Source organism: Streptomyces sp. NPDC088197, assembly GCF_044741185.1.
In the GTDB taxonomy this organism is placed as follows: domain Bacteria; phylum Actinomycetota; class Actinomycetes; order Streptomycetales; family Streptomycetaceae; genus Actinacidiphila.
Map to the genome: position 1 here is coordinate 286,133 of NZ_JBIUSD010000010.1, position 24,075 is coordinate 310,207.

At 73.1% G+C, this 24,075-nt stretch carries 18 protein-coding genes and 1 pseudogene; 3 read left to right on the plus strand and 16 right to left on the minus strand.

Translation table 11 applies throughout. The annotated features are described in order from the left end of the window. Positions 1-19 precede the first annotated feature (19 nt). The 6 genes from ACIOC1_RS24485 to ACIOC1_RS24510 all read right to left on the minus strand — a co-directional run bounded on the left by ACIOC1_RS24485 (position 20) and on the right by ACIOC1_RS24510 (position 8,436). Positions 20-736 (minus strand): hypothetical protein, encoded by a 717-nt coding sequence (locus ACIOC1_RS24485; RefSeq protein WP_391048607.1) that lies wholly within the window; start codon positions 734-736, stop codon positions 20-22. After that, on the minus strand, positions 721-1,683 hold the full coding sequence (locus ACIOC1_RS24490) for a ParA family protein (RefSeq protein WP_355333513.1): 963 nt from the start codon (positions 1,681-1,683) through the stop codon (positions 721-723). The genes ACIOC1_RS24485 and ACIOC1_RS24490 overlap by 16 nt, the downstream gene beginning before the upstream one ends. A 377-nt stretch (positions 1,684-2,060) precedes the next feature. Further along, positions 2,061-3,176 (minus strand): alanine dehydrogenase, encoded by a 1,116-nt coding sequence (ald, locus tag ACIOC1_RS24495; protein ID WP_401856359.1) that lies wholly within the window; start codon positions 3,174-3,176, stop codon positions 2,061-2,063. A gap of 151 nt (positions 3,177-3,327) precedes the next feature. Further along, positions 3,328-5,877 carry a tetratricopeptide repeat protein gene (locus ACIOC1_RS24500; RefSeq protein ID WP_401856348.1) on the minus strand — a complete coding sequence of 850 codons (2,550 nt, stop codon included), beginning with the start codon at positions 5,875-5,877 and terminating at the stop codon, positions 3,328-3,330. Positions 5,878-6,067: 190 nt separating this feature from the next. Beyond that, positions 6,068-6,691, minus strand: a complete 624-nt coding sequence (locus tag ACIOC1_RS24505; RefSeq protein WP_355333518.1) for an NUDIX hydrolase — start codon at positions 6,689-6,691, stop codon at positions 6,068-6,070. 74 nt (positions 6,692-6,765) lie between these two features. Continuing rightward, the gene (locus tag ACIOC1_RS24510) at positions 6,766-8,436 is read right to left on the minus strand and encodes a CTP synthase (protein WP_355333611.1); all 1,671 of its coding nucleotides are present in this window, start codon (positions 8,434-8,436) and stop codon (positions 6,766-6,768) included. A gap of 581 nt (positions 8,437-9,017) precedes the next feature. Between ACIOC1_RS24510 and ACIOC1_RS24515 the strand changes: the two genes are divergently transcribed. Continuing rightward, positions 9,018-10,835: a glycoside hydrolase family 15 protein gene (locus tag ACIOC1_RS24515; RefSeq protein WP_401856349.1), complete on the plus strand. Its 1,818-nt coding sequence runs from the start codon at positions 9,018-9,020 to the stop codon at positions 10,833-10,835. A 21-nt stretch (positions 10,836-10,856) separates the two neighbouring features. Here the strand turns inward: ACIOC1_RS24515 and ACIOC1_RS24520 are convergent, their stop codons facing one another. The 7 genes from ACIOC1_RS24520 to ACIOC1_RS24550 form a co-directional block, all read right to left on the minus strand. After that, positions 10,857-11,987: a glycosyltransferase family 4 protein gene (locus ACIOC1_RS24520; RefSeq protein ID WP_355333613.1), complete on the minus strand. Its 1,131-nt coding sequence runs from the start codon at positions 11,985-11,987 to the stop codon at positions 10,857-10,859. A gap of 141 nt (positions 11,988-12,128) precedes the next feature. Further along, positions 12,129-12,974 carry a hypothetical protein gene (locus ACIOC1_RS24525; protein WP_391161356.1) on the minus strand — a complete coding sequence of 282 codons (846 nt, stop codon included), beginning with the start codon at positions 12,972-12,974 and terminating at the stop codon, positions 12,129-12,131. 774 nt (positions 12,975-13,748) lie between these two features. Beyond that, positions 13,749-15,500: a DNA repair protein RecN gene (gene recN, locus ACIOC1_RS24530; protein WP_391048619.1), complete on the minus strand. Its 1,752-nt coding sequence runs from the start codon at positions 15,498-15,500 to the stop codon at positions 13,749-13,751. 376 nt (positions 15,501-15,876) lie between these two features. Beyond that, positions 15,877-16,836: an NAD kinase gene (locus ACIOC1_RS24535; RefSeq protein WP_355333527.1), complete on the minus strand. Its 960-nt coding sequence runs from the start codon at positions 16,834-16,836 to the stop codon at positions 15,877-15,879. After that, a complete protein-coding gene (locus tag ACIOC1_RS24540) occupies positions 16,833-17,639 on the minus strand; it encodes a TlyA family rRNA (cytidine-2'-O)-methyltransferase (protein ID WP_391048624.1) in 807 nt (268 codons plus the stop codon). Before ACIOC1_RS24540 ends, ACIOC1_RS24535 begins: the two co-directional genes overlap by 4 nt. Before the next feature lie 10 nt (positions 17,640-17,649). Then, a complete protein-coding gene (locus ACIOC1_RS24545; protein ID WP_355333532.1) occupies positions 17,650-17,964 on the minus strand; it encodes a hypothetical protein in 315 nt (104 codons plus the stop codon). Continuing rightward, on the minus strand, positions 17,957-19,051 hold the full coding sequence (locus ACIOC1_RS24550) for a histone (protein WP_401856350.1): 1,095 nt from the start codon (positions 19,049-19,051) through the stop codon (positions 17,957-17,959). Before ACIOC1_RS24550 ends, ACIOC1_RS24545 begins: the two co-directional genes overlap by 8 nt. 161 nt (positions 19,052-19,212) lie before the next feature. On the opposite strand from ACIOC1_RS24550, the gene ACIOC1_RS24555 reads away from it, so the two are divergent. Beyond that, a complete protein-coding gene (locus ACIOC1_RS24555) occupies positions 19,213-19,560 on the plus strand; it encodes an SCP2 sterol-binding domain-containing protein (RefSeq protein ID WP_355333615.1) in 348 nt (115 codons plus the stop codon). A 250-nt stretch (positions 19,561-19,810) separates the two neighbouring features. Here ACIOC1_RS24555 and ACIOC1_RS24560 read toward each other — a convergent pair. The 3 genes and pseudogenes from ACIOC1_RS24560 to ACIOC1_RS24570 all read right to left on the minus strand — a co-directional run. Continuing rightward, positions 19,811-20,608 (minus strand): annotated as a pseudogene (locus ACIOC1_RS24560) (ABC transporter ATP-binding protein); the annotation flags it as partial. A gap of 227 nt (positions 20,609-20,835) precedes the next feature. After that, a complete protein-coding gene (locus ACIOC1_RS24565; protein ID WP_391161358.1) occupies positions 20,836-21,870 on the minus strand; it encodes an iron chelate uptake ABC transporter family permease subunit in 1,035 nt (344 codons plus the stop codon). Continuing rightward, positions 21,867-22,832, minus strand: a complete 966-nt coding sequence (locus tag ACIOC1_RS24570) for a FecCD family ABC transporter permease (RefSeq protein ID WP_401856360.1) — start codon at positions 22,830-22,832, stop codon at positions 21,867-21,869. Before ACIOC1_RS24570 ends, ACIOC1_RS24565 begins: the two co-directional genes overlap by 4 nt. Positions 22,833-23,029: 197 nt before the next feature. Here ACIOC1_RS24570 and ACIOC1_RS24575 point away from each other — a divergent pair, with 197 nt between their 5' ends. Further along, the gene (locus ACIOC1_RS24575; protein ID WP_391048636.1) at positions 23,030-24,073 is read left to right on the plus strand and encodes an ABC transporter substrate-binding protein; all 1,044 of its coding nucleotides are present in this window, start codon (positions 23,030-23,032) and stop codon (positions 24,071-24,073) included. Positions 24,074-24,075: the final 2 nt, after the last annotated feature.

Sequence of the window (24,075 nt, forward strand, 5' to 3'; positions counted from 1 at the left end):
ACCGCGCGCCGTCGGGGCGTCAGCGGCCCCGCAGACGGCGTACGAGGATGCTCGCGTCGCCGCGCGACTCCAGATCGGCCAGCACCACGGCGACGGCCTCGCGGACGATCCGGCCGCGGTCGATGGCGAGCCCGTGCTCACCGCGCAGCACCAGCCGGGCGTGTTCCAGATCCATCAGCTCCTCGGCGGAGACATAGACGGTGATCTTCTCGTCGTGCCGCTCGCGCCCGCTGGGACGGCGGTTCTGCCGGGCGGCCTTGCGCCGCGCCTGCTGGGGCTGCGGCTGGGCGGTGATCGGGGGCTGGACCGGTGCGGCCTGCGGCTGCGGCGCGGGCGCGGTCATGGTGCCGGAGGAGGCGGCGGGCGACGGCATACCGGCCCGTTCGGCGGTCAGCGGGCGGCGTGAGGTCGGGATGTCCCGGCCGCCGTGTTCCGCGCTGTCCTCGCCCTGTCCCGCAGTGCCGGAGGGTCGTGTCCCTTCGTCGCCGTCCGCGGGATCGGCCGCGTCGTTCCCGGCGGCCGGGTCGGCCACCGGTACGGACCGCAGCCGGCCGTCCGCCTGCGTACCGTTCTGTCCTTCGCCCGGACCACCGGAGCCGCCGGAGCTCCCGGAACCACCGGAGCCGCCGGGGCCGGGGCCGCCGGGGTGCTGCCGTGGCTGCGGGGCCTGGAGCGCCGCTCCTCCGGTCGTCCGGAACAGCTCGTCGGCGCCCGGCAGACTCACTCGGCGTGGCACCGGGCGAGCACCTCCCTGGCGAGCTGGCGATAGGCGGCCGCGCCGACGGAGTTGGACGCGTAGGTGGTGATCGGCTCGCCCGCCACGGTCGTCTCGGGGAACCGCACGGTGCGGCCGATGACGGTGTGGAAGACGTGCTCGTCGAACGCCTCGACGACCCGGGCCAGCACCTCGCGGCTGTGCACGGTGCGCGAGTCGTACATGGTGGCGAGGATGCCGTCGAGCTCCAGCTCGGGGTTGAGCCGCTCGCGGACCTTCTCGATGGTCTCGGTGAGCAGCGCGACCCCGCGCAGTGCGAAGAACTCGCACTCCAGCGGAACGATCACCGAGTGCGCCGCGGTGAGCGCGTTGACCGTCAGCAGGCCGAGCGAGGGCTGGCAGTCGATGACGATGTAGTCGTAGTCGGCCATCAGCGGCTTGAGGGCGCGCTGGAGCGACGACTCGCGGGCGACCTCGCTGACGAGCTGCACTTCCGCTGCCGACAGGTCGATATTGCTGGGGAGCAGGTCCATGCCGGGCACCGCGGTCTTCAGCAGGCACTCGTCGGCCGCCAGTCCGCGTTCCATCAGCAGGTTGTAGACCGTGATGTCGAGTTCCATCGGGTTGACCCCGAGGCCGACCGAGAGCGCGCCCTGCGGGTCGAAGTCGACAAGAAGCACCCGGCGGCCGTATTCGGCCAGCGCCGCGCCCAGGTTGATGGTCGAGGTGGTCTTGCCTACCCCGCCCTTCTGGTTGCACATCGCGACGATCTTCGCGGGGCCGTGGTTGGTGAGCGGATTGGGGATCGGGAAGTACGGCAGGGGCCGGCCGGTGGGGCCGACGCGTTCGCGGCGCTGCCGGGCCGCGTCCGGGGCGAGGGTGGCCGCGTACTCCGGATCCGGTTCGTACTCGGCATCCGGGTCGTAGAACTGACCGTCCTGCAGGTCGTTGTCGTTGAAAGGCGCCATGGCGTAAGCAGGTTGCGTCTCTGTGTTCGTCTCGGGCCGGCGGGACTCGAAGGTGCGGACCGCGACGGAACCGACGGTCATTCCTGGTTGACCACCCCCGGGAGCAAATGTCGACTCATTCACAAGTCGTCTTACCTCCTTGGTGACCAGGAAACTTCTAGACAGGTCAGCGTGACTACAGCCGACGATTCGCGACTCTATGGCGTGTCGGTGGTCCACAGCAACACAATCCGCCGGACACGGCACGATGTGTCGGCAACCGAACACCCCGCTGTCAAGGGCGTAAGCACATGAACGGCCGGGCCTCGACACACAAGACCCGGCCGGTGGTGCGGTGTTGGCGCGATGTTGACGCGCCTGGTCACAGTGGCCGCCGGTCAGCCCAGCAGCGCGTGCAGGTCGGCGGAGTCGAGGCCGTGCGCCTCGGCCACCGGACCGTAAACAACTTGTCCCTCATGTGTGTTGAGACCGAGAGCGAGAGCCGCGTCACGTCGCAGCGCTTCGCGCCAGCCGCGGTTGGCCAGTTCGACGATGTACGGCAGCGTCGCGTTGGTCAGCGCGTACGTCGAGGTGTTGGGAACCGCGCCGGGCATGTTCGCGACGCAGTAGAACACCGACTGGTGAACGGGGAAAGTCGGTTCGGCGTGCGTGGTGGGGCGGGAGTCCTCGAAGCAGCCGCCCTGGTCGATCGCGATGTCGACAAGGACAGATCCCGGCTTCATGCGCGAGACCAGCTCGTTGGTGACCAGCTTCGGCGCCTTCGCGCCCGGAATGAGCACCGCGCCGATCACGAGGTCGGCGTCGAGCACGGCCTTCTCCAGCGCGTAGGCGTTGGAGGCGATGGTCTGCACGCGGTTGCCGAACACCTTGTCGGCCTCGCGCAGTTTGTTGACGTCCTTGTCCAGCAGCGTGACGTGGAAGCCGAGTCCGAGCGCGATGGTGGTGGCGTGCCAGCCGGAGACACCGGCGCCGATGACGACGGCCTTGCCGGACTGGACACCGGGGACGCCGCCGGGCAGGACGCCGCGACCGCCGGCCGAGCGCATCAGGTGGTAGGCGCCGACCTGCGGGGCGAGCCGGCCGGCCACCTCGGACATCGGGGCGAGCAGCGGGAGCTGGCGGTTCGCGGTCTCCACCGTCTCGTACGCGATGGCGGTGGTGCCCGACTCCAGCAGCGCGTCCGTGCACGCGCGGGAGGCGGCGAGGTGCAGGTAGGTGAAGAGCGTCTGGTCCTTGCGGAGCCGGTGGTACTCCTCGGCGATCGGCTCCTTCACCTTGAGCAGCAGATCGGCCGTGGCCCACACCTCGTCGGCGGTGGCGAGGATGCCCGCACCGGCCGAGACGTACTCCTCGTCGGGGATGGACGAGCCGTCGCCGGCGCCCTGCTCCACGAAGACCTGGTGTCCATTGCGGACGAGTTCGTGCACGCCTGCCGGGGTGATGGCCACGCGGAACTCGTTGTTCTTGACCTCGCGGGGGATGCCCACCTTCACGTCGATCACGGTCCTTGCGCTCAGGGAAGAATGACCGCTTTGGGGCGGCAGAAAGCCAGTCTAGTGAAGGAAGACTCTCTGTCCAGCCTTACAAAGTGACCACTTTGACCGAGACCATTGGCAGTTTCGTAGGTATACAGCGCGGGGATCGTCAGTTCGGCGCCGATTCGCCCTCGCTGAGCAGGCGGTTCGCGGCGGCGCGCTGGACCGTGGCGCCGCTGGGATCGCCCAGCCGGTCGAGCGTGTCGGCGAGCCGCAGCAGGATCGCGCCCTCCAGCCGCCGCTCCCCCGCCTTGCGCGCCCAGTACAGCGCGTCGCGGCAGGTCCGCAGCGCGTCCTCCGGGTAGCCCGCGTACTCCTGCACCCGCGCGGCCTCGGTCAGCGCGCGGGCCTGCGCGCCCAGGTCGCCCAGCCGCCGGTACGCCCCGGCGGCGGCGCGCCATTCGCGCAGCGCGGGCCCGTACCGGCCGTCGTAGGTGAACAGCGCGCCGATCCGGCCGTGCAGCCGGGCCTCGTGGAAGGTCTCGCCGCGTTCCTGGCGCAGCGCGAGCGCCCTGCCGTACCAGTCGGCGGCCCGCTGCGGGTCGTGCCGCTCCTGATACGTACCGCCGAGGGCTTCCAGCACCCGGCCCTCGGCCTCCGCGTCGTCGCACTTGCGGGCCGCGCCCAGTGCGGCGCGGTACCGGTCGAGCGCCCGGTCGGAACGGCCCGCCGCCGCGTCCAGGTCGCCGAGATTGATCAGCGCCGCCGCCTTCTCCCGGTCCAGGCCGCGCCGCTCGGCGACGTCCAGGACCAGGCCGTGCAGTTCGTACTGCTCGGCCGCCATCGCGTTCCCGCCGGGGAAGGCGGCGAGCGCCTGCACCTGGGCGGCGATCAGCCGTCTGGCCAGGGTGTCCAGATCGCCGTCCGCGACGGCGACCCGCGCGGAGGCCAGCAGCGCGGGCAGCCGGGACCGCAGCCACTCGGCGGCCGTCGCGGGCGAGTCGAAGCTGAGGCTGCGCGGGCCGTCGTCCGGCAGCCGCATCCGCACGAGCGCCGAGCCGCACGACAGCAGCAGCCGTACGGTCCGCTCCAGCATCCTGGCCCGGGCCAGCCGGACCTCCTCCGGGCGGTCGCGGGATTCGAGCAGCCCGCGCAGCAGCGGCTCGAAGCAGCCGGGCAGGCGGTACTGCGGCGACAGCTCGTCGCCCGTCACCGGACCGGGCGCCAGCAGTGCGCCGCCGACGAAGTCGTCGAGCGTGCTCTGCGCGGCGGCCACGGAACAGCCCGCGAGCGCCGAGGCGACCTGCGCGTCGACCATGCCCGCAGGTGCCAGCGACAGGAGTCGCAGCATCCGCGCGGCGGTCTGCGGCACGTCCTCGTAGACCAGCCGGAAGGACCGCACGAGTTCGCCCTGCGCGGCGGCGCGCAAAGGCGCCGTCCCGTCCGCTTCGGCCGAGGGCGCGGCGGGCGCGTCGGCCGAGACCGTACGCAGCCGGGTCGCGGCGTCCGCCACCGACAGCGTAGGCCGGGCCGCGAGCCAGGCGGCGACCAGCCGCAGCGCGGTGGGGTGCCCGCCGATCTCCTGCACCAGGGCCTCGGCGGCGCGCGGGTCGCAGGTCACCCGGGTGGAGCCGATGCTGTGCGCGAGCAGTTCCACGGCGGCGGGCGTGTCGAGCCCGCCCAGCGTGCACGGCCGCACGTCCGGCACTCCGGGCAGCGGGCCGTCCGAGGTGACGACGACAAGGCTGCCGGGCGCGTCGGGGATCAGCCCGTCGAGCTGATCGGCGCGCAGGACGTCGTCCAGGACGAGGAGCGTCTTGCGCGAGGTGGCGGCGGGGCCGCCGGACGGGGCGGCCGGGGCGGGAGCGGCGGGTGTTACGGGGGCGGCCGATCCGCCGGCTCCCGGAGTACGGGCGAGGGCTCGGCGGAGGGCGCGGACGGCCTGCTCGGCGGGTACGGGCTCCCCCTCCGGGGAGGTCATACGCAAGAAGACCTGGCCGTCCGGGTAGTCGTCGGCCAGGTCTTCGGCCAGGCGCAGCGCGAGCGCGGTCCGACCGACGCCGGGGCGTCCGGCGACGAGCAGCACGCGCGCCCGCCCCTTCCCCTGCTTTCCGAGGCCCGGCCGTCCGATCTCTCCGCGCAGCTCCGCCAACTCCCTTTCCCGGCCCACGAATTGACCCTCGCCTCGGGCTCCCGCCCATACGGCGGCGCCGACCCGCACCGTGACCTCGCCGGTCCGGCTCACCGGGCGGGCCGCGCCCGCGCCGACATCCGAAGGCGCGGCGGGCGCGGTCCCGGCCCTGGGGTCGGTCTTGGGGTCGGCCTTGGGGTCGGCCTTGCGATGAGGCGTGGGATCAGGCTTGGGGTCCGCCTCGACGTCGGCCCCGGTGTCCGCCCCGGACCCGTTCTCGGTTCCCGGCGCGACAGCGGCGGCGCGCTCGGCCTTCGCCGGACGCGCGGCCGGAGTGTCCGGTGCCGACTCGGACTCGGACTCGGGTTCCGGCTCGGCGTCCTTCGCGGGCGGCTGCTCCGGCCCGGACTCGACGGCGGCAGAAGGGGCCTCGGGGGCCGGGCCCTTGCGCGTCGGGGAGCCGGCGGAAGCCGACCGTCGGCGGCGGGCACGCGCCTTGGCGGGTGCGGCGGCCGTGTCCGGTTCAGGTGCCGCCGGGGCGTCCGCTCCCGCAGGGGTCCCGTTGGGGTTCAGCGCCTGATCCGTCACGGCCTACGCTCCCGGCTCAGTGGGGTCGTCCGCGCGGGGCGCGGATGCGCGGGTACGCGGCTACGGCGACGAGCCTAGTTCACGCGGTCGGGCCGGTCCGGGGCTCCGACGCGGCCGACCGCGTAAATGATCACTCCATCGGATCATCGAGACCGATGAGGGAGCTGTGAAGAAGCTGTGGAGCGGACGGTCAGGGTGTGAAGGGCCGCGCGGGCCACGGCGACTCGGCGGGCCGCAGCGCGTCGAGACCGGCGCCGTTCATCGCGGCCTGGAGCGCGAAGACTCCCACGACCAGGCAATTGTTGTGCAGGTCGCCCGCGAGGATCCCGCTGACGAGGTCGGCGAGCGGGACGCGGGCCAGCTCCATGTCGGCCTCCTCCTCGGCGACAGCGAAGCGCTCGCCGTCCGCCTCGGAGACACCGCGCGCGAGAAAGATCCGTACCGCTTCGTCCGTACCGCCGGGGCTGGTGTAGACGTCGGTGAGGACCCGCCAGTCCTCCGCCTTGACGTGCGCCTCCTCGTACAGCTCGCGCTGGGCCGCGTGCAGCGGATTCTCACCGGGGATGTCGAGCAGTCCGGCCGGGATCTCCCAGAGCTTCTGCCGTACCGGGTGCCGGTACTGGCGCAGTACGAGGACGCGGTCGGCGTCGTCGAGGGCGAGGACGGCCACCGAGCCGGGGTGGACCTGGTAGTCGCGGACGGCGGTGGTGCCGTCGGGCATGACCACCTCGTCCGTGCGTACCGACGTCTTCTTGCCGGTGAACGGCGTGGAGGTCACGGTGACCCGCCACTCCTCCTGAGTGTCCTTCAGCATGCTGCGCCTTCCGAGTCCGTGACCGTACCGAGTGACCGGGAGCGGGCGCCGGGCCCGCTCCCGTAACGCCGCCTTCAGCCCTGCCGCTCCTGCGCGTCCTGCTGCTGGCGCGCGACCGCCGCCTTGACCAGCCCGGCGAACAGCGGGTGGGGCCGGGTCGGGCGGGACTTCAGTTCGGGGTGCGCCTGGGTGGCGACCAGGTACGGGTGCACCTCGCGCGGGTACTCGACGTACTCGACGAGCTTGTTGTCGGGCGAGGTGCCCGAGAAGACGATGCCGGTCGCCTTCTCCAGCTCGGCGCGGTAGGCGTTGTTCACCTCGTAGCGGTGGCGGTGCCGCTCCTCGACGTACGGCTGGTCGCCGTAGACCTCGCGGACGATGGAGCCCTCGGCGAGCTTCGCCGGGTAGGTGCCCAGACGCATCGTGCCGCCGAGGTCGCCCTTGCCGTCCACGATGTCGAGCTGCTCGGCCATGGTCGAGATGACCGGGTGTCCGGTGCCGGGGTCGAACTCGGTGGAGTTGGCGTCGGCGATCCCGGCGAGGTTGCGCGCGGCCTCGATGACCACGCATTGCAGGCCGAGGCAGAGTCCGAGCAGTGGGACGCGGTTCTCACGGGCGAAGGTGATCGCGGTGACCTTGCCCTCGACGCCTCGGTCGCCGAAGCCGCCGGGCACGCAGATCGCGTCCACGTCGCCGAGCTGCGCCGCCGCGCCCGCCGGGGTCCGGCAGTCGTCGGAGGTGACCCACTTGACGTGCACCTTCGCGTTGTTGGCGAATCCGCCGGCGCGCAGCGCCTCGGTCACCGACAGATAGGCGTCGGGCAGGTCGATGTACTTGCCGACCAGCGCGACCTTCACCTCGTGGGCGGGCTCGTGCACCCGCTTGAGCAGGTCGTCCCACTGGGCCCAGTCCACATCACGGAAAGGCAGGTCCAGCCGCCGGACGACGTACGCGTCCAGGCCCTCGGTGTGCAGCACCTTGGGGATGTCGTAGATGGAGGGCGCGTCGATCGCGGCGACCACCGCGTCCTCGTCGACGTCGCACATCAGCGAGATCTTCCGCTTGATGGCGTCCGGCACATGGCGGTCCGCGCGCAGCACGATCGCGTCGGGCTGGATGCCGATGTTGCGCAGCGCGGCCACCGAGTGCTGGGTCGGCTTGGTCTTCAGCTCGCCGGAGGGGCCGATGTACGGCAGCAGCGAGATGTGCACCACGAAGACGTTGTCCCGGCCGACCTCGTGCCTGACCTGGCGGACCGACTCCAGGAACGGCAGCGACTCGATGTCGCCGACCGTGCCGCCGACCTCGGTGATGACGACGTCCACGTCGTCGGTGGCCATCCGGCGGATACGGGACTTGATCTCGTTGGTGATGTGCGGGATCACCTGCACGGTGTCACCGAGGTACTCGCCGCGCCGCTCCTTGGCGATCACCGTGGAGTAGATCTGGCCGGTGGTGACGTTGGCGGAACCCGCCAGATTGACGTCGAGGAAGCGCTCGTAGTGACCGATGTCGAGGTCGGTCTCGGCGCCGTCGTCCGTGACGAATACCTCGCCGTGCTGGAAGGGGTTCATGGTGCCCGGATCCACGTTGAGATAAGGATCGAGCTTCTGCATGGTGACCCGCAGGCCCCGTGCCTTGAGCAGCGCCCCGAGGCTGGAGGCCGTCAGGCCCTTGCCGAGAGAGGAGGCCACACCACCGGTGACGAAGATGTGCTTCGTCGTGGATTTCGGCGCATTCTTCAGAAAAGCTGCCAAGAGGGGGCTCCCGTGGTCGCGAGGTGAGGGTCGGGACGGCGTTCGTGCTTGGGAGCGCCGTCGCGGCGGTTCAGTGGTTCATCCCACCGGCCCACGGGCTACCAGGGTATCAGCGACCCCGGCCGCCGAATGATGCGCCACGGCGGCCGGCGGTCACGACCGATGACTTTCGCCACTCCGGGCCGCCACCGCCCGGCCTCCGGACGGCCATCGCGCGGTCGCCGGGCGGTCTTCGTGAGGTCTTCGTGAGGTCTTCGGGCAGCTTTCGTGCGCTCTTCTGGCCGTCGAAGGGCCGTAGTAAGGCCGTAGTAAGGGCGTTGTAGCGCAGCCGCGGGGCCGTCGCGGAGCCGCCGCAGGGCCGCCGCAGGGCCGGTACACCCGACCGGCGGAGCGAAGATCGCGGAGACATGCGCACGCCCTCCTCGGACGACGTATCCTGCACGGACGCATTGCTACGAGCCGACCGGCACGGCACTATCCCCGCCCAGTTCCCGGATCATGAGCTCGTCCAAAATCCCCAGACCGCAAGACCGTCCCCAGCGGGGGCGGCGCCTGTCGTTCGACTGGAGTTGCACGTGGCCGGGCTCATCGAGGACTACGCCCTCATCGGTGATATGCAGACCGCCGCACTGGTCTGCCGGGACGGCACGGTCGACTGGCTGTGCCTCCCCCGGTTCGACTCGCCCGCCGTCTTCGCCGGACTGCTCGGTACCGAGCAGCACGGCTTCTGGCGGCTCGGCCCCGCGCACGGCGAGGACGACCAGCCGCCGGCCGCGACGCGCCGCAGGTACCGGGGCGACTCGCTGGTGCTGGAGTCCGAGTGGGACACCGAGCGCGGCACGGTCCGTGTGATCGACTTCATGCCGCCGCGTGACGGCGCACCGCAGGTCATCCGGATCGTGGAGGGCGTGCACGGCCGCGTCCCGATGCGCTCCGCGCTGCGGATGCGTTTCTCCTACGGGCAGATCACGCCGTGGGTGCACAAGGTCGGCGACCGTACGGTCGCGGTGGCCGGGCCCGACTCCGTGTGGCTGGACACCGATGTCGACACCTACGGCCAGGATCTGACGACGTACTCCGAGTTCACCGTCGCTCCCGGCGACCGCATCGCGTTCACCATCAGTTGGGAGCCGTCGCACAAGCCGCAGCCCTCGCTGCCTGAGCCCGAGGCGTCGCTGACCGCCACCGAGGACTTCTGGCGCGAGTGGGTCGAGCAGTGTACGTACACCGGCCCGTACCGGGACGCGGTGGTGCGCTCGCTGATCACGCTCAAGGCGCTGACGTACGGGCCGACCGGCGCGATCGTCGCCGCGCCGACCACCTCGCTGCCCGAGGACATCGGCGGGGTCCGCAACTGGGACTACCGCTTCACCTGGCTGCGCGACGCCGCGATCACCCTGTCCTCGCTGCTGCGCACCGGCTACCGCGACGAGGCCCGCGCCTGGCGCGAGTGGCTGCTGCGCGCGGTGGCGGGCGACCCCGAGAACCTCCAGATCATGTACGGCATCGCGGGCGAGCGCGAGCTGGGCGAGAACGAGCTGCACTGGCTGCCCGGTTACGAGGGCTCCTCCCCCGTGCGGATCGGCAACGGCGCGGCCCACCAGCTCCAGCTCGACGTGTACGGCGAGGTCACCGAGGCCCTGCACCTGGGCCACATGACGGGCCTGGCCCGCAACGACTACGCGAGCGTCCTCCAGCTCAAGCTGATCCGCTACCTGGAGAAGCACTGGAACGAGCCGGACGAGGGCATCTGGGAAGTCCGGGGCCCGCGCCGCCACTTCGTGCACTCCAAGGTGATGGCCTGGGTCGCGGTCGACCGCACCGTCAAGCTCATCGAGTCCGGCGAGGTCGACGGCCCGCTGGAGCGGCTCAAGGAGCTGCGCGAGGACATCCACTACGACGTGTGCGAGAAGGGCTTCGACCGGGAGCGCAACACCTTCACGCAGTCCTACGGCTCCAAGGAGCTGGACGCCTCGCTGCTGCTCATCCCGCAGATGGGCTTCCTGCCGCCGGACGACAAGCGGGTCATCGGCACCATCGAGGCGATCCAGCGGGAGCTGTCGACCGAGGACGGCTTCGTCCTGCGCTACCCCGTCTCCAGCGGCGCCGACGGCGAGGAGAATCTGGACGGCCTGCCCGGCGACGAAGGGGCGTTCCTCGCCTGCTCGTTCTGGCTCGCCGACGACCTCGCGATGATCGGCCGGGTCGAGGAGGCGCGCAAGCTCTTCGAGAAGCTGCTGGCGCTCCGCAACGACCTGGGTCTGCTCGCCGAGGAGTGGGACCCGCGCCGCAAGCGCCAGGTCGGCAACTTCCCGCAGGCGTTCAGCCATGTGCCGCTGATCGACACGGCGCTGCGGCTCACCGCCACCGGGGCGTTCCGCGCGTAGCGGGTCCCGGACCCCGGTCCGTCAGACCTGCGTCAGCTCGTCGTAGACGCTGAGCACCTGGGCCACCGTGTCGTCCTCGGTGGGCCAGGTGGCGGCCTGGGCGCGGCCCGCCACGGACAGGGCGGTACGGCGGCCGGGGTCGGCGAGCAGGGTGACGACGGCGCGGGCGAGGGCCGCCGCGTCGCCGTAGGGGACGAGGACGGCCGCGTCGCCGACGAGTTCGGGGGTGCCGCCGACGGCGGTGGCGATCAGGGGAACGCCCGCGTGCAGGGCTTCCTGGGCGATCAGCGGGCGGGCCTCCCAGCGGCTGGGCAGCACGACGAGGTCGGCGGCGGCGAGCAGTTCCGGCACGTCGTCGCGGCGGCCGAGCAGGACCACCGGGAGCTGTTCCGCCTCGATCCGCTTCTCCAGGGCCGCGCGCCTACTGCCCTCGCCCGCGACGGCGACCAGCGGCGGCGGTTCGAGACCCGTCCAGTGGGCAGCGGCGTCCAGCAGCAGGTCGTAGCCCTTGTGGGCTTCGAGGCGGCCGACGGCCAGCAGCAGCGGGCGGTCGATCGCGCCGAATTCGGCGCGGGTCTTGTGGGTGTGCCGCTCGCCGTCGCCGGGCAGGCGCGGCGGCGGGGCGACCGGGCGCGGTACGGCGGCCGGTGCCAGCCTGACGTCCTTGGCGCCGAGGTGGCGGGCCCGGTCGACGAGTTCGGCGCAGACGCCGAGGACGACGGTGGCGCCGCGTACCGCCCGGCGCTCCAGCCAGCGCAGCAGCGCGGCGCGGCCCGCGCCGTCGTGTTCCGCGGGGGCGCCGCCGTGCCAGGTGAGGACCAGTGGGGTGCTGCGGCCGCCGAGCGCGATCGCGGCCAGCAGTCCGGCGCGCAGACCGTGCGCGTGGACGATTCCGGCGCCGGAGAAGACGGCGCGCAGAGCGGCGACAGCGGGCGCGTCGGTGGCGGCGGCGGCCCTGCGGCCGATGTCGAGGGGTACGAAGCGGGCGCCGGTGCCGGAGAAGGCGTAGTCGGCCTCGGCGGCGGGGGGCCCGCAGACGGTGACCGCGACACCCCGCGCCACGAGCCCGCCCGCCAGCGAGCTGACGTGCGCTCCCGACGTCGTGCCCATGACGTGCACGGCGTGGAGCTGCCCCTGGAAGGGGGTGGACATGCTGCTCACGCGGGGCACTGCTCCTGACTCGGCACGGGACGGCGGGTGTTGGCGGGTACGGGCAACCCCTCCAGGATGCCAGGCCGCACCCGCGGGTCACCGGTCACGGTCGCGCTCAGGCCCGCTCACCCGCCCTTGGGATCACCCATACGGGTGTGCCACGCGGCCCCAGGAGTCAACGTGCCGCACTCCGGGCGCGTTCCACAACCGCTCGTGGGAGGAGATCCGGTCGCCCGCGGCGGTCATCGCGATGAGCGCCGCCGCGTGCAGCAGCAGCCCGGTCCTGCCGTTGGCGACGACGATCGCCGCGCCCAGCGCCGCGCCGAGCGCGTGGGCGCCGCCGTCGCCGAGCATCGTCCGCTCGCTGAGGTCGTCGCCGAGTACGGCCGCCGCGGCGCCCACGGGGGCCGCGGCCAGCACTCCCGCGGGGCCGCGGCGCAGCAGGCCGGGCACGCCGACGGCGATGACCGCCTTCGCGGCGCGGCCGGGCGAGATGTCCACCAGGTTCACCGCGTGCGCGGTGCCCGCGATGACGACGCCCGCGAGCAGTTGGTCGAAGGGCCGCACCTTGAGCAGGGTGCCCGCGGCGAGCCCGGCCGCGCCGATGCCGAGGAGTTTCACGGCGCCCGAGGTGAACCGGCCCTCGCGCAGCGCCTTCAGATGCGCGCCGAAGCCGCGTTCGTCGGGCGAGCCGGCCTGGTCGTCGTAGGCCCCGCAGGCGCCCGCGGCCAGTGCGGCGCCGACGGCCGCGATCCGGGAGCGTACGGTCAGGCCGCGCGCGGCGCCCAGGGCGGTCGCGGCCCCGGCCGCGGCGGCCAGGCCGCCGTACAGCTCCACACCGCGCCCCGCGTAGTTGCTGCGCTGCCACATCCGGGCCTCGACCGGGGGCCGCCTGCGCAGCTCCGCGTAGGCCGCGCGGGTCGCACCGGCCGCCGCCATGCCGACGGACAGCCGTCCCGACCGCCCCTTCCAGCCACGCCTGCTCATCCCGCTGCCTCCACGTCGTCGCCGTCGTCCGCTCGCGGCCAACCGCCGCGCCCGGCTGCGCAATTACCCGGCCCGCACAGCCTTCCCCGCCACGCCCCCGGAAAGCCGTCTCCGCGCGCTCCCGCCGCGCGCGGCACATTATCCGACCGCGCCGATGTCCTCCGGACCCGGACCACCAAGGGCCCTCAGGCCCGCCCGACCGACGCGCCGCGTCCGGCCCCGCCCCTGTCCCGGACCGCCAAGGGCCCTCCGCGGCCGAGGTGCCGTACCGCCCTCGCCGCACCCCGGCGCACCCGGCCTCCTTCGACAGGCCGCCACCCGACCGACCTCACCCTCCCGCCGCCCGCCGCCGCAACGACTGGCGGCCACGCGACCCCCGCCCGCCCGGGCGGCGCACCCGCACGTCGGCGTCCGGGCCTGCGGTCCCAGGCCCGCTCCTCGGACCGCCGCGAGACCCCGGCCACGTCCGAGCGGAGCGGTCGGGGCTCGGCGACACGGCTGACGCCCCCGGCGGCACCGGCCTGCCTCCGGACGGCCACGCGACCTCACGCCAGGACCGGCGGCGCAGCCGGACCTCGGCGTCCGGGCCCGCTCCTCGGACCGCCGCGAGACCCCGGCCACGTCCGAGCGGAGCGGTCGGGGCTCGGCGACACGGCTGACGCTCCCGGCAGCCCCGGCCTGCGCCGGACCGCCGCGAGACCTTGGGCACGTTAGACCGGGGCGGTCAGGGGCTCGGCGACGCGGCTGGCGGCAGCGGGCCGGGGTGTCGGGGGGTCAGCGGGCCGCCTTGGCCGCGGCGAGGAGTTCCTCGGCATGGGCGCGGCCCAGTTCGGAGTCCTCGAGACCGGCGAGCATGCGGGAGAGCTCCTTCACCCGGGCCTCGCCCTCCAGGATGGTGACGCCGCTGCGGGTGACGGACCCGTCGTTGGTCTTCTCGACCAGGAGCTGCCGGTCGGCGAAGGCCGCGACCTGCGGGAGGTGGGTGACGACCACGACCTGCGCGGTACGGGCCAGGCGCGCCAGGCGGCGGCCGACCTCGACGGCCGCCTTGCCGCCGACTCCGGCGTCCACCTCGTCGAAGAGGTACGTCGGCACCGGGTCGGACCCGGCGAAGACCACCTCGACGGCGAGCATGACGCGCGACAGCTCACCGCCCGAGGCGCCCTTGGCGATCGGCCGGGCCGGGGAGCCGGGGTGCGGGGCCAGTTGCAGCTCCACCTCGTCGGCGCCGGTCGGGCCGAAGGCCACGGCCCGGCCGCCCACCTCGATCCCGGCGTCGGGCTCGGCCGTCTCGGTCTGCCGGATCGCGACGCCGACACGGGCGTGCGGCATCGCCAGCTCGGCGAGTTCCGCGGTGACGGCGGCGGCGAAACGGTCCGCCGCCTCGCCCCGCGCGTCGGTCAGGTCCTGGGCGAGCGCGCCCAGCTCCGCGCGGAGCGCGTCCCGCTCCGCGGTGAGTCCTTCGATCCGCTCGTCGTCGCCCTCGAGTTCGCCGAGCCGCGCGGCGCTCTCCTCGGCCCAGGCCAGCACGCCGTCGATGTCGACGCCGTACTTGCGCGTCAGATGCGCCAGTACGGACCTGCGCTCCTCGACGGCCGCGAGCCGCAGCGGGTCGGCGTCCAGATTGTCGGCGTATCCCGCCAGCTCGCCCGAGACGTCACCGAGCAGGATGCCGATCTCGCCGAGCCGGGCCGCCAGGCCCGCCAGCTCCGGGTCGTGCGCGCTGACCGCGTCCACCGCGCGCTGCGCCCCCGCGACGAGGGTGCCCGCGTCCACGCCCTCCGGGTCCTCCGGGTTCCCCGCGAGCGCCGCGTGCGCGATGGCCGCCGCGCTCGCCAGCGCCTCGGCGTGGCCGAGGCGGGCCGCCTCGGCGGCCAGTTCGGTGTCCTCGCCCGCGACCGGCTCGGCCGCCGCCACTTCCTCGATGCCGAACCGCAGCAGGTCCGCTTCCTGCGCGCGCTCCCTGGCCCGCGTCGTCAGCTCGTCCAGCTCCGCCGCGACCTCCCGCAGCCTGCGGTAGGCCGACCCGTACTTCGCCAGCGGCGCCGCGACGGCGTCGCCCGCGTACCGGTCCAGGGCCTCGCGCTGCCGCGCCGGGCGCAGCAGGCCCTGCTGGTCGGTCTGGCCGTGCACGGCCACCAGGTCGTCCGCCAGCTCGCCGAGCAGCCCGACCGGGACGGTACGGCCGCCCACGAACGCCCGTGAGCGGCCTTCCGCCGAGACGGTACGGCTGATCAGCAGCGCGCCGTCGTCCAGCTCCGCGCCCGCTTCCTCCGCCCGTACGGAGGCCCGGTTGCCGGGGGCCATCGTTATCCGGCCCTCGACGGACGCCGCCTTCGCGCCGATGCGTACCAGCGCAGGATCGGCCCGGCCGCCCAGGAGCAGGCCGAGGCTGGTCACGACCATGGTCTTGCCCGCACCGGTCTCGCCGGTCACCGCGGTGAAGCCGGGTGAGAGTTCCACCACGGCGTCCTCGATGACCCCGAGCGACCGGATTCGCATTTCCTCCAACACGGGTACGACCATACGAGGTTTGCGCCCCGCCGCGCGACGGTCCCCTGCGGGGGGCGGTGCGCATCTCCGGGGCTCGGCCCCGAACGGGTCCCCTTTGCGGAGTGGGCAAGCGTCTTCCAGGGCGCGGCCCCGGGCCTTTCTTCGCCGGGGCGGCACACCGGTCTTTTCAGGGGCGGCTGGGGCTGCGCGGCCCGCCGAAGCGCTCGCGCGGGGCACCACCGGCCCCAACGGGGCAGATCGGCTGTTCTCGGGCCGACGGCCCGGCAGGGGCTGGTCGCGCGGTCCCCCGCGCCCCTAAGAACCAGGCCCTGCGCAAGGGCAGCGCCCTGTCCTCACGCCCGCGACGGGCACCCGCCTGCGCGTAGCGAACGGTCCGCCGTCGGGCGGGTTATTGGGGGGCGCCGCGCCATCCGGCGACGGGGAGGGCGAATTTGGCGACGAGACGGTCCGTGAAGGAGGCGTGGTGGAGCCGGGCCAGCCGCACGGGCACGGCGCCCCGGCGGACTTCGACGCGGGCACCGGCGAGAAGCTCGACGGTGCGGCGGCCGTCGCACCACAGGACGCCGTGCGGCGTCTTGGGCTGGACCTCGACGGCGAGGACGGAGCGGGGCGAGGTCACCAGGGGCTTGGCGAAGAGGGCGTGGGCGCTGATGGGCACCATCAGGAGCGCTTCGACCTCGGGCCAGACGACGGGCCCGCCGGCCGAGAAGGCGTAGGCGGTCGAGCCGGTGGGGGTGGCGCAGACGACGCCGTCGCCGCCGAAGCGGGAGACCGGGCGGCCGTCGACCTCGGTGACGACCTCCAGGAGGCGTTCGCGGGACGCCTTCTCGACCGAGGCCTCGTTGAGCGCCCAGTCGGTGTGCACGATGTGCCCGTCGTTGCGGACCAGGACGTCGAGGGTCATCCGCTCCTCGACCTCGTACTCGCGGGTGACGACGCGGTCGACGACCTTGTCGAGGTCGTCCCGCTCGGCCTCGGCGAGGAAGCCGACCCGGCCGAGGTTCACGCCGAGCAGCGGGACCCCGGAGGCGCGGGCGAATTCGGCGCCGCGCAGCAGTGTGCCGTCACCGCCGAGTACGACGATCAGCTCGCAGCCCTCGACGGACTCGGGCCCCGGCTCCGTGACGTGCTCGACCTCGGCGGGCAGCGGCAGGTCCGCGGCCTCCTCGGCGAGCAGCCGTACGCCGATCCCGCACCTCAGCAGCCCCTTGACCACGCGTTCCGCACTGCGGATGGCGGCCGGGCGGCCGGTGTGGGCGAGCAGGAAGACGGTACGGGCGCCGCCCGGTCCGCACTGCGCGTCGCGTCCGGCTTCGGATCCGGTTCCGGATTCGGTCTTGGTGGTCAACGGGGCCCCTCCGCCACAGCACGGTCGACATCGGCCGGGTCCAGAGGAGGCGCACCGGCCCGCAGCCACAGAAAATATTCCACATTCCCGGACGGTCCGGGCAGCGGACTGGCCGTGACGCCCAGCACCCCGAGCCCCAGCTCCGCCCCCTGAGCGGCGACCTTGCGTACGCTCTCGGCCCGCAGCTGGGTGCTGCGGACGACGCCACCGCTGCCCAGTCGTTCCCTACCCACCTCGAACTGCGGCTTCACCATCAGTACGAGATCGGCGTCGGGCGCGGCGCACCGTACGAGCGCGGGCAGCACCAGACCGAGCGGAATGAACGACAGGTCGCCGACGATCAGGTCGACGGGGGTGCCGTCGATGTGGTCGAGCGTCAACTCGCGGACGTTCGTACGGTCCTTGACGGTGACGCGGTCGTCGCTCTGCAACGACCAGGCCAGCTGGCCGTAGCCGACGTCGACCGCGACGACCTCGGCGGCGCCCGCCCGCAGCAGCACATCGGTGAAGCCGCCGGTGGACGCGCCCGCGTCGAGCGCCCTGCGGCCCTCGACGGTCAGCCCGCGCGGCTGGAACGCGGCGAGCGCGCCGGCCAGCTTGTGGCCGCCGCGCGACACGTAGTCGGGTTCGTCGGCGTCCCGCGCCACCACCACGGCGGCGCTGGTCTCCACCTGCGTGGCCGCCTTCGTGGCGGTCGCGCCGCCGACGGTCACCCGCCCGGCGGCGATCAACTGGCTTGCGTGCTCCCGCGAGCGCGCGAGACTCCGGCGCACCAGCTCGGCGTCGAGTCGGCGTCGTGCCACCACGTACGGTTCAGCTCCTGTTCTCGTCCAGCGCGGCGAGTGCGTCCCGCAATCCGCGGTGCGCGTCCTCGTACACCTCTATGTGTCCCGCGGTCGGCAGTTCGTCGGCGTCCGACAGCCGGGCAACCGCCGCGTCCACATCGGCATTCCCCGTCTCCCGCAGCACCACGCCGAGCGGTACGGGACCGGCCGCCTCCGGCAGGGCGTGAACGGCCCCGTCCGCCGGTCCGACCGCGTCGGCGTCCTGCGCCGGTGCGGCGTCCGGCGCCTCGTCGCCGTCCGGCGCCGGTGCGGCACCGGACGGCCCGAAATCGAGGTCACTCACCGCCGTTACCCGCCTCCGGCCCCGGTGCGGACTTCTTCGCGGGCGTGGCCTTCTTCGCGGCGGGCGCCTTCTTGGCCGCGGCCTTCTTCGTCGTGGCCGTCCTGGCCGTCGCCGACTTCTTCACCGCGGCGGTCTTCTTGACGGCGGACGCCTTCTTCGCCGCGGGGGCCTTCTTGGCTGCCGTCTTCTCGGCCACCGTCTTCTCGGGTGTCGCCTTCTTCGCCGTCGCCTTCTTCGCCGGGGCGGTGCCTTCCGGCTGTTCCGGCGTCGCGGGGGCCGCGGGCGCCGGAGGGGCCGCCTGGGCCGGGGTGGGCCTGGCCGGAGTGGTCTTGCGGGTGGCGGACTTCTTCGCGGGCGCGGTCTTCTTGGCCGCGGCCTTCTTGGCGGACGCGGTCTTCGTGGCGGCCGGGCCCGTACCCGCGGTGGCGGTCTTCCGGGTCGGGGCGGCCTTCTTCGCCGCCGGAGAGGCCGGGGAAGCCGGGGAAGCCGGAGAAGGAGTCGTCGCCGACTTCTTGGCCGCCGTCTTCCGCGCCGAAGGCGCCTTCTTCGCCGCCGCCTTGCGGACCGCGGTCGACGCCGTGCCCTTGGGAGCGGTCGCCGCGGCCGGGGCCGCCTTCTTCGCGGGCGCGGCGGCGGGCGCCGCGTCCGGCTCGACCTTGACGTGCTGGACCGGCGGGGCGGCGCCGCGCCGGGGAGGCGCCTCCGAGGGCCGGGCCTGCCCGGCACCGCTGTCGGCCGCGTCCTCGTCGGTGGACTCCAGGTTCCCGATGCGCCGTTCGAGCGTTTCGAGGACGACGCCGACCTTCGTCACTTCGTCGGCGAGGCGGCCGACCCGGCTCATCGTCTTGTCGACTTCGTCCCGGATGAGTCCGAGGAGCAGGTCACGGTTGGCCCGGCCCGAGGCCATCAGCTCGTCGGCGAGGGTCTGGACTTCGGCCGGAATGGCGGAGCCGATCCTGCGCTGGACGGCGTCGACGTCTATTCCCGTCTGGTCGAGCAGCTCCCTCGCCGCGTCGATCGTGCGCCGCCGGGTGGCCTCGGTCAGGCCGCCCGCGATCTGTAGACAGGTACGCAGCGCGTCCCGCATCGCTCACACTCCTCGCCTCGCCGTTGACGTATCCGGTCACGACGCTACCGCGTATCGCGACCGCGGCCCGAGCACGGTGCCCCGCGGTGCTGCGGTAGCGTCGTCCGGACGTGCGCGCGGACCGCGCACGATCCGGCACGATCCAGAAGGACACCGCACCGATGGCGACGATCGAGGAGTGCCGCAGCGCGCTCGACCGACTGGCGGCGAACCTCGCCGACGCCGAGGGCGGCGTGCGCTCAGCCGCCGCCATGGACCGCTCCCTGAGCTGCCGGATCACCGATCTGGACGTGACCTTCGTGGGGCGGCTGTCCGGCGGCCGGATCGAGGATGTGACGACCGTGCCGGGCACGCCCGCCGACAAGGCGCAGATCAGGCTGACCATGTCGGGCGACGACCTGGTCGCCCTGGTCGGCGGCGAGTTGAACTTCGCCAAGGCGTGGGGCAGCGGCCGGGTCAAGCTCCAGGCCGGCCTGCGGGACGTCCTGCGTCTGCGGTCTCTGCTGTAAGCGGGCCGGGCGCGGAGTCACCGGATCCGGATACGGAACCGGCTGCCGACGCGGAGTCACGCGCGGCACCTGACCCGGAATCCGACACCGAACCCGGCCCCGCGCCTGGCACGGCATCAGACCCGGCCCCCGGCACGGAACCAGACCCGGAACCGGGCACGGAATCGACGGGGTCGGAGCCCGTACCGGACTTGACGCCGGGAGCCGGTTCCGAGTCCTGGCCCGGCTCGGCGTCGGTGAGGGTCGCGCCGGCCGCCACCGCACCGGCCCGCCGCGCGGCGGGCACCACCAGCGGCGTACCGCTCTCCGGGTCCTCGATGATCCGGCAGCGCACCCCGAAGACCCGCTCCACCAGCTCCGCGGTGATGATCTCGGCGGGCGGCCCCTGCGCCTCGATCCGGCCGTCGCGCATGGCGATCAGGTGAGTGGCGTAGCGCGCGGCCTGGTTGAGGTCGTGCAGGACGGCGACGAGCGTACGGCCGCGCTGTTCGTGGAGTTCCGCGCAGAGGTCGAGCACGTCGAGCTGGTGCTGGATGTCGAGGAAGGTGGTCGGCTCGTCGAGCAGCAGCAGCGGGGTCTGCTGGGCGAGGGCCATGGCGATCCAGACGCGTTGCCGCTGTCCGCCGGACAGTTCGTCGACATAGCGATCGGCCAGGGCGGTGACGCCGGTCGCCGCCATCGATTCGTCGACGATTCGCTCGTCCTCCGGCGACCACTGCCGCAGCAGCCCCTGGTGCGGGTACCGGCCGCGCGACACCAGCCCCGACACGGTGATCCCGTCGGGCGCCACCGAGCTCTGCGGGAGCAGCCCCAGTGTCCTGGCGACCGCCTTCGCGGGCAGCGTGCCGATGGCCTGGCCGTCCAGCAGGACCTGGCCCGCGGCCGGCTTCAGCAGCCGCGACAGCGCGCGCAGCAATGTCGACTTGCCGCAGGCGTTCGGTCCGACGATGACGGTGAAGGACTGGTCGGGTATGGCGACCGACAGCTCCTTCGCGATGACCCGCTGGTCGTACGCGAGAGTGACGGACTCGGCGGCGAGGCGGGTCATGCGGGACGCTCCGTGTTCTGCCGAAGGGGTCTGGCGGGTGGTGTCTGCCGGTGGCCGCGGCTGCTTCCGTCGGCCGCCGCGGCGCGGTCTCAGCCGCGCTGTGAGCGCCGTACGCTCGGGGCCGGCCGCGCCCTGCGTACGCTCCGGGTCCGCCGTGCCCTGCGTACGCTCCGGGCCGACCGCGCTTCGCGCGTTCTCCGTACGCTCCTCGCGTTCCGTACGCGTCCTCATATCCGTCCGGCCCTCCGCTCCGCGATCAGCAGCCACAGCAGATAGCCGCCGCCGAGCACGCCGGTGGCGACACCGACCGGCACCTGGCCTGAGCCGAAGGCGCGTTGGGCGGCCAGGTCGGCGGCGACGAGCAGCGCGGCGCCCAACAGCGCGGACGACAGCAGCGAGACACCCGGCGAACGGGTCAGGCGCCGGGCCAGTTGGGGCGCGGTCAGCGCGATGAAGGCGATGGGGCCCGCCGCCGCGGTGGCGGACGCGGTGAGCAGGACGGCGCCGAGTACGACGATCAGCCGGGTGCGTTCCACGCGGACGCCCAGCGCCGCCGCCGCGTCGTCGCCCATCTCGCTGATCCGCAGCGCGCGTCCCTGGGACAGCAACAGGGGCATGAGGACGCCGCAGGCGACGAGCAGCGGCCAGACCTGGTCCCAGTCGCGGCCGTCGAGGGAGCCGGTGATCCAGACGATCGCGCGGGCGGCGTCCACGAAGTCGGCCTTGACCAGCAGATAGCTGTTGACGGCCGACAGCACGGCCGAGGCGCCGATGCCGATCAGCACCAGCCGGTAGCCGTGCACCCCGCGCTTCCAGGCCAGCACGTAGACGGCGATGCCGGTGAGCAGCCCGCCCGCGACCGCGCCGATGGAGACCTGGTAGGCGCTGCCCTTGAGCAGCACGATGACGATCAGCGCGCCCGCGGCGGAGCCCTGGCCGAAGCCGATGACGTCGGGGCTGCCGAGCGGGTTGCGGGAGACGGTCTGGAAGGCGGCGCCCGCCATGCCGAGCGCGGCGCCGACGAGCAGCGCCACGATCACCCGCGGCAGCCGCAGGTCGCGGACGATGAACTCCTGGGCGGCGGTGCCGTGTCCGGTCAGGGTGCGGACGACGTCGAGCGGGGCGATGGCGTAGTCGCCCGTGCCGATCAGGACGACGGAGACGGCGAGGGCCGCGAGCAGCAGGACGCAGGAGACGGCGGCCGCGCGCCGGTCGAACCGGACGGACAGTCCGCCTCGGGTGCGCAGTACGGGTTCTCTCACAGTTCGGCCATCCTTCGGCGGCGTACGAGGGCGATGAAGACCGGTCCGCCGAGGACCGCGGTGACGATGCCGACCTGGAGTTCGGCCGGGCGGGTGATGAGCCGTCCGACCACGTCAGCGCCGAGCAGCAGCACCGGTGACAGCACGGCCGCGTAGGGCAGGATCCAGCGCATGTCGGGTCCGGTGATGCCGCGTACGACGTGCGGCACCATCAGGCCGATGAAGACGATGGGCCCGCAGGCGGCGGTGGCCGCGCCGCACAGCAGCGTGATGGAGATCATCACCAGCACGCGGGTGCGGGTCAGTTTGGCCCCGAGGCCGCGGGCGGTGTCGTCGCCGAGCGCGACGGCGTTGAGCGGCCGTCCGCTGATGAACGCGAGTACGGCGCCGGCCAGGAGGAACGGGGTCACGTAGCGGACGGTCGCCATGTCGGCGGCGGCGAGCGAGCCGACCTGCCAGAAGCGCATCCGGTCCAGGGCCGCGTTGTCGCTGAGTTCGACGGCGGTCGTCCAGCCCTGGAGCACGGCGGTGACGGCGGTGCCCGCGAGGGCGAGGCGGACCGGGGTCGCGGACCGGCTGCCGCCGATGACGTAGACCAGCGCCGAGACCACGGCCGCGCCGCCGAGGGCGAACCACACGTAACCGCTCATGCTGGTCACGCCGAAGAAGCTCATCGCGGAGACGACGGCCGCCGCGGCGCCCGCGTTGACGCCGAGCAGTCCGGGGTCGGCGAGCGGGTTGCGGGTGAGGGCCTGCATGGCCGCGCCCGCGACACCGAGCGCGGCGCCGACGAGGAGTCCGAGGACCGTACGCGGCAGCCGCAGTTTGCGGATCACCACGTCGTTGTCGGTGCCCGCGTAGTGGAACAGCCCGTGCCAGACCTGGTCGACGGGTATGTCCTTGGCGCCGATGGCGATGCTCGCGAGGGCCACGACGACCAGCAGGCCGACGGCGGCGAGCAGTCCGGCGGCGCGTTTCGCGTTCGCCCGCGCGACGCTGCCGCGGCGTTCGACGGCCGGTGGGCCGGCGACCTGCTGTCCGGTGACCGGAGCGGGTGGGGAGTGACGATCGACCAACACGGTGATTAGGTTAGCCTAACCTGGCCACCTCAACTCCGAGCAGAGCGGCTGTCTTGATGAATCCCCCTCGTTTCTCACCCATGTCCGGAATGTCGCGGCGCGGCGTGCTCGCCGTGGGCGGCTCCGTCGGTATCGGCGCCCTGCTCGCGGCTTGCGGCGGCTCCTCCGACAAGGACTCCAAGGACTCGGGCGCCGACTCCGGCGGCACGGCGGACTCCGGCGCCAAGACCCCCGCGGGCCCCTGGTCCTTCACCGACGACCGCAAGACCACGGTGAAGCTCGACAAGACCCCCGCCAAACTGGTCGCCTACGTCGGCGCCGCCGCCGCGCTGCACGACTACGGCGTCGAGTGCGTCGGCGTCTTCGGCCCGACCACGGTCAAGGGCGGCGGCGCCGATGCCCAGGCGGGCGACCTCGACGTCAGCAAGCTCACCGTGGTCGGCAACACCTGGGGCGAGTTCAACATCGAGAAGTACGCGGCTCTCTCCCCCCAACTGCTGATCAGCCACATGTACGAGGCGCCGACCCTCTGGTACGTGCCGGACGAGAGCGCCAAGAAGATCCTCGGCATCGCGCCCAGCGTCGGCATCAGCCTCAAGGGCGTCCCGATCACCACCCCGCTCCAGCGGTACGCCGAACTCGCCGCGTCCCTGGGCGCGGACATGAACTCGACCACCAATGCCGCCGCCAAGGCCCGCTTCGAGAAGGCGTCCGCCGATCTGCGCGCCGCCGCCAAGGCGTCCGGCGGCATCAAGGTGATGGCCGCCTCCGGCAGCGCCGACTCCTTCTACGTCTCCACCCCGCCCTCCGCGTCCGACCTCAGCTACTACAAGAGCCTCGGTGTCGACTTCATCGTCCCCGACAAGGTCGAAGGCGGCTTCTTCGAGACGCTGAGCTGGGAGAACGCCGACAAGTACAAGCCCGACATCATCATGCTCGACAACCGCACCGCGACCCTCCAGCCCAAGGACCTGGCCGCCAAGCCCACCTGGGCGCAACTGGCCGCCGTCAAGGCCGGACAGGTCATCGGCTGGCCGAGCGAGCCGATCTTCTCGTACGACAAGTGCGCCGCCCAGATCGAGGCGCTGACCAAGGCCATCGCCGGTGCGAAGAAGGTGAGCTGACG